The following is an 8,207-nucleotide window of genomic DNA, read 5'->3' on the forward strand; positions in this document are numbered from 1 at the left end:
TGCAGTTCGTCTCGCCGTCCTTCAACTTCCCACGCTCCTCGACCGGCCCCTCGTCGGCCAACACCCGCTCGGCCAGCCTGCGCGGACTCAGCCCCGACCAAGTGCTCGTGCTGGTCAACGGCCGCCGGCGGCACGCCTCCTCTGTGCTGAACTTCAACAACACCATCGGCCGCGGCACGACGCCGATCGACTTCAACACCATTCCGGCCAGCGCCATCGCCCGGGTCGAGGTGCTGCGTGACGGCGCCGCCGCCCAATACGGCTCGGACGCCATCGCCGGGGTGATCAACATCGTCCTGCGCGAAGACGCGGAGGGAGGCCTGGGCAGCGCCCAGATCGGTTCCACCGAGGATGGCGACGGCGAGACCGCCATCGTCACCTATCGCCGGGGCTTCAAGCTCGGCGAGGACGGCTTTCTGACGCTCAGCGCCGAGGCGCGCCATCGCAACTTCACCAACTCGGCCGAGATCGATCCACGCGTCGGCCGTATCGCTCAGCGCCACGGCGATCCGGAATCCACCGACATCAACCTCGCCGCCAACGGCGAGCTGCCTCTGGGCGCGTTCACGCTCTATGGCTTTTCGACCTTCGATCGACGCGTTTCGGAGAGCGCAGCGCTGTTCCGCCTCCCCAGCGTCGCCCCCGCCGTTTACCCCAACGGCTTCCTCCCGCTGATCAAGCTGAAGATGAGCGACTTCGGCGGCGCGGTTGGCGCTCGTGGCCAGGTCGCCGGCTGGGATTGGGACCTCTCCGACACCCTTGGCTACAACCGCAGCGACTTCTCGGTCTCCAACAGCGTCAACACCACGCTCGGCACGACCAGCCCACGCAGCTTCGAATCCGGCGGCGCGCGCTATACCCAGAACCTGGTCAACCTGACCGTCAGCCGCCGCTTCGACATATTGGCGGGGGCGAATCTCGCCCTCGGCGCCGAGCACCGCTTCGAGCGCTTCGAGATCGCGCCGGGCGAAACGGCCTCGTTCCAGGGCGCGGGAGCGCAGGGCTTCCCCGGCTACAATCCGCCGAGCCCGGTGGACGCCGACCGAACCGCCTACAGCCTGTTCGTCGACGGCGAACTCAGCCTGCTGAAGGGCCTGGACCTGGGCCTCGCCGCCCGCTTCGAGGACTATAGCGACTTCGGCGAGAAGACCACGGGCAAGGCGTCGCTGTTCTGGCGCGCCAACGACTGGCTCGCCCTGCGCGCCACCGCCAGCACCGGCTTCCGGGCCCCGGCCCTGCAGCAGCAGTACTTCGCCACGGTGACCAGCCAGCTTTCGGGCGGCGCTCTCGTCAATGTCGGCACCTTCGGCGTCGCCGACCCTGTTTCGCGCGCGCTCGGCGCCACGCCGCTGAAGCCGGAGACCTCGCACAACTATTCGGCCGGCGTGGTCATCACGCCTGCACCGCGACTCAGCATCACCGCCGACGTCTTCCGCATCGAGATCGAGGACCGCATCGCCCTGTCGGAGTCGCTTTCCGGTCCGGCCGTCTCGGCGATCCTCGCCGCGCGGGGCATCACCAACGCCTCGCAGGTGCGTTTCTTCACCAATGCGGCCGACACCCGCACCCAGGGCTGGGAAGCAGCGGTCAACTGGTGGACGCCGTTCGGCGACGATGGCCGCTTCAGCCTCACCCTCGCCTATGGCGCCTTCGACAACGACCTGACGCGGCTTTCGGTCAATCCGGTGCTGCCGGCCCTGCCGCTGCTGGGCGCCCAGTCGATCGGCGTGCTCATCGACGCCCAGCCGCGCGACAAGATCACCCTGAACCTCGGCCTGGAGACCGGGCGGTGGCGACTGATGGCCGACGTCGCGCGCTTCGGGAAGTACAGGTTCGCGCCGCTCGGGCCGGTGCAGACCTTCGGCGAGAACCTCACTCTCGACCTGTCGGCGTCCTATGACATCAATCCGACACTCACCCTTCATGCAGGCGTGATCAACGCCACCGATGAGTACCCTGATCGGGTCATCGGGTCGGCCGATGGCCGTCCCTACACGGAAGCAGGCGGAATCGGCGTCGATGGGCGTGAGTACTTTGTCAGATTGTCGGCGCGCTTTTAGCGGCCTCCTCGCAGCGGGAGCGCTGGTCGCCGCGGCGGCTCCAACCCATGCGGCCGAACCGCGTGCCAGGAACGTCATCCTCTTTATCGGTGACGGCATGGGAGTTTCGACGCTCACGGCCGCGCGCATCTACGACGGCCAGAAGCGCGGCGTCGACGGGGCCTCGAACCTGCTGTCGTTCGAGGGGTTCCCAGACCTGGCCCTGGTGCGGACCTATTCGGCCGACAACCTGGTGACCGACTCTGCAGCCGGCGCGTCCGCGCTGCTGACCGGCCGCCGGACTCTGAACGGGGCGCTGGGCGTCACCGACAAGATCAGGTTCGCGGACTGCGCGTCCGCCAAGGATCAGTCCGTGCCGACCCTGGCCGAGGACGCCAAGAAGGCCGGACTCGCGGTCGGCGTGGTCTCGACCGCGGCGATCACCGATGCCACCCCGGCCTCGCTCTACTCCCACACCCCCTCGCGCCGCTGGCAGGCCGACGCCGACATGCCGCCAGAGGCGGTCGCCGCCGGTTGCGTCGACATCGCCCGCCAGATGCTGGACTTGCCCAAAGCCGCGCAGTTCGACGTGATGCTGGGCGGCGGGACGGCCAACTTCGTCTCCGACGACGGCAAGCGCATGGACGGTCGCGACCTGACCGCCGAATGGCGCAAAGCCGGGGGCGCCTATGTCACGACCGGCTCGGAGCTGAAGGCGCTTCCCTCCTCCACTAGCCGGGTGCTAGGCCTGTTTGCTCCGAACAACATGATGCGCGAGAGCGTGCGCAAGACGACCGGCACGGATGCGCCGCGTCTGGTCGAGATGACCACCAAGGCCATCGAGCTTCTCGCGAGGAGCAAACACGGCTATTTCCTGATGGTCGAAGGCGCGCTGATCGACAAAGCGCACCACGTCAGCCTCGCGTCCGAGGCGCTCAACGAGACTGTGGAGTTCTCGCAGGCCATCGCCGCCGCCGCGGCCATGACCGACCCGAAGGACACCCTGATCATCGTCACCGCCGATCACAGCCACGGCCTGACGCTCAGCGGCGGCAAGCGCGACACCTCGATCCTCGGCGTCCTGCAGGGCACGGACGACGACCCGCCAGTGGCCATGGACGGTCGCCGCATCCCGATCCTAATGTATGCGACGGGCCCCGGCGCCGCGGCCGCGGGCGAGGCCCGCCCTGTGCCGACCGACACGGACATCGACGATCCCGACCGCCTCACCTACGCCGCGGTGCCGCTGCCCAGCGCCGCCCACACCGGCGAGGACGTGGCCGCCTACGCCCGCGGCCCGGGGGCCGACCAGATCCGCGGCCTGATGGACCAGCCAGGCGTCTACCGGGTGATGCGCAGCGCGCTGGGACTGAAATAGCTCAAGCCGCGGCGGCGAGGCCCTGGGTGCGCGCGGCCTCGCCTTCCAGCCAACGCCAAACTGCAGCTACGGGCGCGCGCCTGCGTCTATCGGCCGGAGCGGCCAACCGGTAGCCGCCCGGCGCCGCCACCTGCGGCAGCGGCAGGCGCACCAGCCGGCCGCTCTCGATATGCGGCCAGACGGTCGGGGTGGCGCCCAGGGCCACGCCGAAACCGCCCGCCGCCATCTCGTACATCGCGTGCAGCAGGTCGTAGGTTTCGGCCTTGGGCAGGGTCGGATCCATGCCCGCCTCTCGCGCCCACCAGGGCCAGAGGTCGATCGGCCGGGCGCCGGCCAGCAACCGGTGCTCGCGCAGGTTCCCATGCTCGGCGAAAGCCGCGGCGACTGCAGGCGCAGCGACGGGGGCGACGCTCACCTCCAGCAGGGAAGTCTGGAGCAGGCCCGTAAGATCGATGTCCGAATAGCAGATGCCGAGGTCTGCCTCGCCTCGGCGCATGTCGGCCGATCCACGCTCTGAGCGCAGCCGCAGCTCGATCTCCGGATGAGCGGCGCGGAACCGGTCCAGGCGCGGGATGAGCCAGCCGACCGCGAGCGAGTGCGACAGCGACAGCGATACGACCTGCGGCCCCTCGCGCCGCTCCAGCCCGGCCGCAGCGCGACGCAGCTCCAGATAGGCCGGCTTGAGAGCGTCCAGTCGATCGCGCCCGGCCTGGGTCAGGCGCGCGCCGGCGCCGGTCCGCTCGAACAGCGGCTCGCCAGCGAAGGCCGAGAAGGCCTGGATGCGCCGAGAAAAGGCGGCGGGGCTGAGGGCGCACCGCTCGGCGGCGACGCGGAAAGTCGGCGCCTCTGCGGCCTGAATAAAGGCTTCGATCTGCTCCAGGGGCGGCAGGCGGCGTCGCATGTCGGGCTCCGTGGTCTGACGAAGCTCTCTATCCACCGGCGGTGACAACCCCGTGTCATTCGCCCCGCCCCGTCCATGGCATGGCCCGAACGGCAAGAAGGCGGCGCTGAGATTGCTCTGCAGCGTCGCCTTCATTCCAGGCCCCGGGGGGACCTGACGTCTCAAGGTCTTCGATCGTCCTGGCGGGCGAGATTGCTCTGGCCGGCCGCGTCGCTCGATGTGGGCCCTTCGGTCTGCAAGCCTTGGGTCGCCCCTCGCCTTGCGTCTCTAGGAACCCTTCCGCCCGCTTCTCGGATCCGGTCTCCCGGTCCGCCGCGCCGCGTCTCCTTTCGACAGGTTCAGGCTCGCTCCGATCCGTTCGGCTGGCAAGCGGCGCATATCTGCGTTCGGTGGACAACCCGGTGCGTAAGCGGATGGAAAACAGCGTTATCTGCACCGCCACAAGGCGCACAGTTATCCACAGGTTCGTGCTGCGGTCTAATCCGGCCAGGTCGGCAGGCGCATGTTGGCGCTCAGGTAGTCGATCAGCGCCCGCACGCGCGCCGGCAGCCGGCCGCCCGCGCCGAGGAAAACCGCGTGGAGCTGAAGCCTGTCGCCCGGATTGAACTCCTCCAGAACCGGGACCAGCCGGCCCGCCTTGATGTCGGCCGCCGCCGAAAAGACGCTGAGCCGCGCCAGACCGCCCCCGGCCAAGGCCAGCCGCCGGACGCTCTCGCCGTCTCCGAGTTGCACCCCGCCGACGCCGGGCATGTAGACGACCTCGCCGCTGGGCAGGCGGAACGGCCAGTTCCTGACGCTGCGCGTGAAGGTGAAGTCCATCTGGTGGTGCTGAGCCAGATCCTCCAACCGCGTGGGGACGCCGCGCCGAGCCAGGTATTCAGGCGAAGCGACGACCACAGCCCGACTCTCGCCCAGCTTGCGCGCCGTCAGGCTGGAGGAGCGCAGATTTCCAACTCGGATCGCCACGTCGGCCTGCTCGTCCAGAAGGTCCACCACCTGATCGGTCAGCACGATGTCCAGCGTCACTTCGGGATGCTGCTCCAGGAAACCTGGCACCAGCGGTAGAAGCAGGTTGCGGCCAATGTCGACGACGCTGTTGATCCGCACCCGGCCGCGCGGCGCCGCGCCGGCCAGCACCTCGCGCTCTGCCTCGGCGATGTCCGCCAGCACCTGGACGCTGCGGGCATAGAAGCCCGCGCCCTCCGGCGTCAGCTGCAGCTTGCGCGTCGAGCGGTTCAGAAGCCGCGCGCCCAAGCGGGTCTCCAGTCGCGACATCAACTTGCTGACGGCGGAAGGCGTCAGCTTCAGCGCTCGGGCCGCGGACGAGAGTCCGCCGCTCTCCACAACGCGGACGAACACTTCCATCTCGGTCGAGCGATTGACGTCCGATCTCGACATTGATCTGAACTCACAGGTGATGTGCCCAATCGCAATCTACTTCAACGAAGTGAAGCAGGCCATCTAGGCGCGGTCTGACAGGAGAGACCGTCTTGCCCCTCGCCCTCTATGCTCTCACCGTCGGCGCCTTCGGCATCGGCGTCACGGAATTCGTCATCATGGGCCTGCTGCTGCAGGTCTCAGGAGACCTGGGGGTCTCGATCCCCGCCGCCGGGCTGCTGATCACCGGCTACGCGCTAGGCGTATTCGCCGGCGCCCCGGTCCTCTCGATCGCGACCCGCAAGCTCCCCCGCAAAACCACGCTGATCGCGCTGATGGTCGTCTTCACCGTAGGCAATCTGACCTGCGCGCTTGCCCCCAACTACCAGATCCTGATGGTCGCCCGCGTGGTCACCGCCCTCGCCCACGGCACGTTCTTCGGCGTGGGCTCCGTCGTGGCCGCTAGCCTCGTGGCGCCCGACAAGCGCGCTTCGGCCATCGCGCTGATGTTCACCGGCCTGACGGCGGCGACCCTGGTGGGCGTGCCGTTCGGCGCCTGGCTCGGCGAGACCTACGGCTGGCGCTCGACCTTCTGGACCGTCGCCGGCATCGGCGTCTTCGCGGCCGCCATCCTGACCCTGTTCGTGCCGCGCTCGGACGCGCGCCCCGAAGCCGGCAGCCTCTCCGAGGAACTGTCGGTGCTGCGCCGGCCGCAAGTCCTGCTGGGCCTCCTGATGACCGTTCTCGGCTTCGGCGGGGTGTTCGCGGTCTTCACCTATATCCAGCCGATCCTGACACAGATCACCGGCTTTCCGATCCACGCCGTCTCGCCGATCCTGCTGGTCTTCGGCGCGGGCCTGGTGGCCGGCAATTTCCTGGGCGGGAAGGCGGCGGACCGTGCGCTGAACCCAGCCCTGATCGGCGCCCTGGCCGCCCTTACCGCGGTCATGCTGGCTATGAGCTTCGCGCTGGGAAGCAAGATCGCGGCCGTCACGTTCACCGGCCTGCTGGGCGCCGCAGCGTTCGCCACCGTCGCGCCGCTCCAGTTGCGCCTGATGGAAGCGGCCGGCGGCGCGGGTCAGACGCTGGCTTCCAGCCTCAACATCGCCGCCTTCAACCTCGGCAACGCCGTCGGCGCGTGGTTGGGCGGCGCGGTCATCGATCATGGACCGGGCCTGGCCGCCGTCACCTGGGTCGGCGCCCTGATGCCGGCCGCCGCGCTGGCCATCGCGCTCGTCGGCCAGAAGTTGGCGCACCGAACGGCGACGGCCTGCTGAACTGCCGCAAAGGCGGCGTTACTCCGCCGCCTCGGTCGCCTTGGCCTTGGGGGCGCGGCGCACCTCGACGACCCGCACGCGGGTCCCGTCCAGAACCAGAGCCAGTTCGCCACGCTTCAGCCGCAGGGCGTCCTCGCCAAACGCCTCGCGCCGCCAACCGCTCAGAGCCGGGGTGCGGGCGTTGTCGTCATTGGCGATCTGCTCGAGGTCCGAGACCGTAGCGATCAGCTTGGAGGCGACGCCCGCGTCTTCCGACCGGGCCTTCAGCAGCACCTTCAGCAACTCCACCACGGCGCCGGCGGCCGGCGACGGCTGGTGCTTGGCCTTCTCGATCACCGGGGCGTAGGCCTCCGGATCCTTCAGCGCCTCGCGGATCGCCGCCAGCAGGTCGGGCCCGAACCGCGAGCCCGAGAAGCCCTTCGGCACCGAGCGCAGGCGATCCAGCGCCTCGGCGTCGGTCGGCGCCTGGGTGGCGATCTCGTCGATCGCATCGTCCTTCAGGATTCGACCGCGGGGCTGATCGCGCAGTTGGGCGGTGCGTTCGCGCCAAGCGGCGACCGCCTTGAAGATCGCCAGGTACTTGGCCGTGTGCCGGCGCGGCCGCAGTCGCTTCCAGGCGTTGTTCGGGCTGACGTCGTACATGGCCGGATCGGCGAGGCCCTGCATCTCGTCGACCACCCAGGCAAGGCGCCCTTCCTTTTCGAGCCGCGCGCGCAGCATCGGATAGAGTTTGGCCAGGTGCGTCACATCGCCCACCGCATAGTGCAGTTGGGCGTCGGTCAGCGGTCGGCGCGCCCAGTCGGTGAAGCGCGACGACTTGTCGATCTCGACCTTCAGCATCTGGCGCACCAGAGCGTCATAGGCGATCTGCTCTCCAAACCCGGCGGCCATGCCGGCTACCTGGGTATCGAACAGGGGGGTCGGCATAGCATTGAGATTATTGAAGATTTCCACATCCTGGCGGGCTGCGTGGAACACTTTCTCGATGCTCGGATCGCGCAGGATCGCCAGGAACGGCTCCAGGTCGATGCCATCGGCCAGCGGATCGATCACCGCCTCCGCATTGGCCGCCGCGGCCTGGATCAGGCAGAGCTTCGGCCAGTAGGTCGTCTCGCGCATGAACTCGGTGTCCACGGCGACGAAGGGCTGGCCTTTGATCTTGTCGCAGAACGCCTGGAGTTCGGCGGTAGTTGTAATCGGCGTCATCAAGTAGCTATACGCTCGCGCAAGGCCGA

Annotated in this window: 6 protein-coding genes; 3 read left to right on the plus strand and 3 right to left on the minus strand. The window is 68.7% G+C overall.

Features of this window, described 5'->3' with window-relative positions:
* Both ACE3T2_RS20905 and ACE3T2_RS20910 read left to right on the plus strand, forming a co-directional pair.
* Positions 1–2,060 (plus strand): TonB-dependent receptor plug domain-containing protein (locus tag ACE3T2_RS20905; RefSeq protein WP_374660987.1); only part of this gene is annotated, 2,060 nt, incomplete at its 5' end.
* A complete protein-coding gene (locus ACE3T2_RS20910) occupies positions 2,020–3,417 on the plus strand; it encodes an alkaline phosphatase (protein WP_374660989.1) in 1,398 nt (465 codons plus the stop codon). The genes ACE3T2_RS20905 and ACE3T2_RS20910, both read left to right, overlap by 41 nt.
* Before the next feature lies 1 nt (position 3,418).
* Here the strand turns inward: ACE3T2_RS20910 and ACE3T2_RS20915 are convergent, their stop codons facing one another.
* Both ACE3T2_RS20915 and ACE3T2_RS20920 read right to left on the minus strand, forming a co-directional pair.
* Positions 3,419–4,318, minus strand: coding sequence for a LysR substrate-binding domain-containing protein (locus tag ACE3T2_RS20915; RefSeq protein ID WP_374660991.1), 900 nt, complete (start codon positions 4,316–4,318; stop codon positions 3,419–3,421).
* Between the two features lie 477 nt (positions 4,319–4,795).
* On the minus strand, positions 4,796–5,716 hold the full coding sequence (locus tag ACE3T2_RS20920; protein ID WP_374660993.1) for a LysR family transcriptional regulator: 921 nt from the start codon (positions 5,714–5,716) through the stop codon (positions 4,796–4,798).
* A 92-nt stretch (positions 5,717–5,808) separates the two neighbouring features.
* On the opposite strand from ACE3T2_RS20920, the gene ACE3T2_RS20925 reads away from it, so the two are divergent.
* A complete protein-coding gene (locus ACE3T2_RS20925; protein WP_374660995.1) occupies positions 5,809–6,972 on the plus strand; it encodes an MFS transporter in 1,164 nt (387 codons plus the stop codon).
* An 18-nt stretch (positions 6,973–6,990) separates the two neighbouring features.
* Here ACE3T2_RS20925 and rnd read toward each other — a convergent pair whose 3' ends face one another.
* On the minus strand, positions 6,991–8,178 hold the full coding sequence (rnd, locus tag ACE3T2_RS20930; RefSeq protein WP_374660997.1) for a ribonuclease D: 1,188 nt from the start codon (positions 8,176–8,178) through the stop codon (positions 6,991–6,993).
* Positions 8,179–8,207 lie beyond the last annotated feature (29 nt).

It is taken from the genome of Phenylobacterium sp. (assembly GCF_041919955.1).
Classification (GTDB): domain Bacteria; phylum Pseudomonadota; class Alphaproteobacteria; order Caulobacterales; family Caulobacteraceae; genus Phenylobacterium.

What these genes read in the sequence shown, in the direction of transcription:
- ACE3T2_RS20920 (WP_374660993.1), bottom strand. Translation starts at nt 5,716, where the DNA reads ATGTCGAGATCGGACGTCAATCGCTCGACCGAGATGGAAGTGTTCGTC.
- rnd (WP_374660997.1), bottom strand. Translation starts at nt 8,178, where the DNA reads ATGACGCCGATTACAACTACCGCCGAACTCCAGGCGTTCTGCGACAAG.
- ACE3T2_RS20910 (WP_374660989.1), top strand. Translation starts at nt 2,020, where the DNA reads ATGGGCGTGAGTACTTTGTCAGATTGTCGGCGCGCTTTTAGCGGCCTC.
- ACE3T2_RS20915 (WP_374660991.1), bottom strand. Translation starts at nt 4,318, where the DNA reads ATGCGACGCCGCCTGCCGCCCCTGGAGCAGATCGAAGCCTTTATTCAG.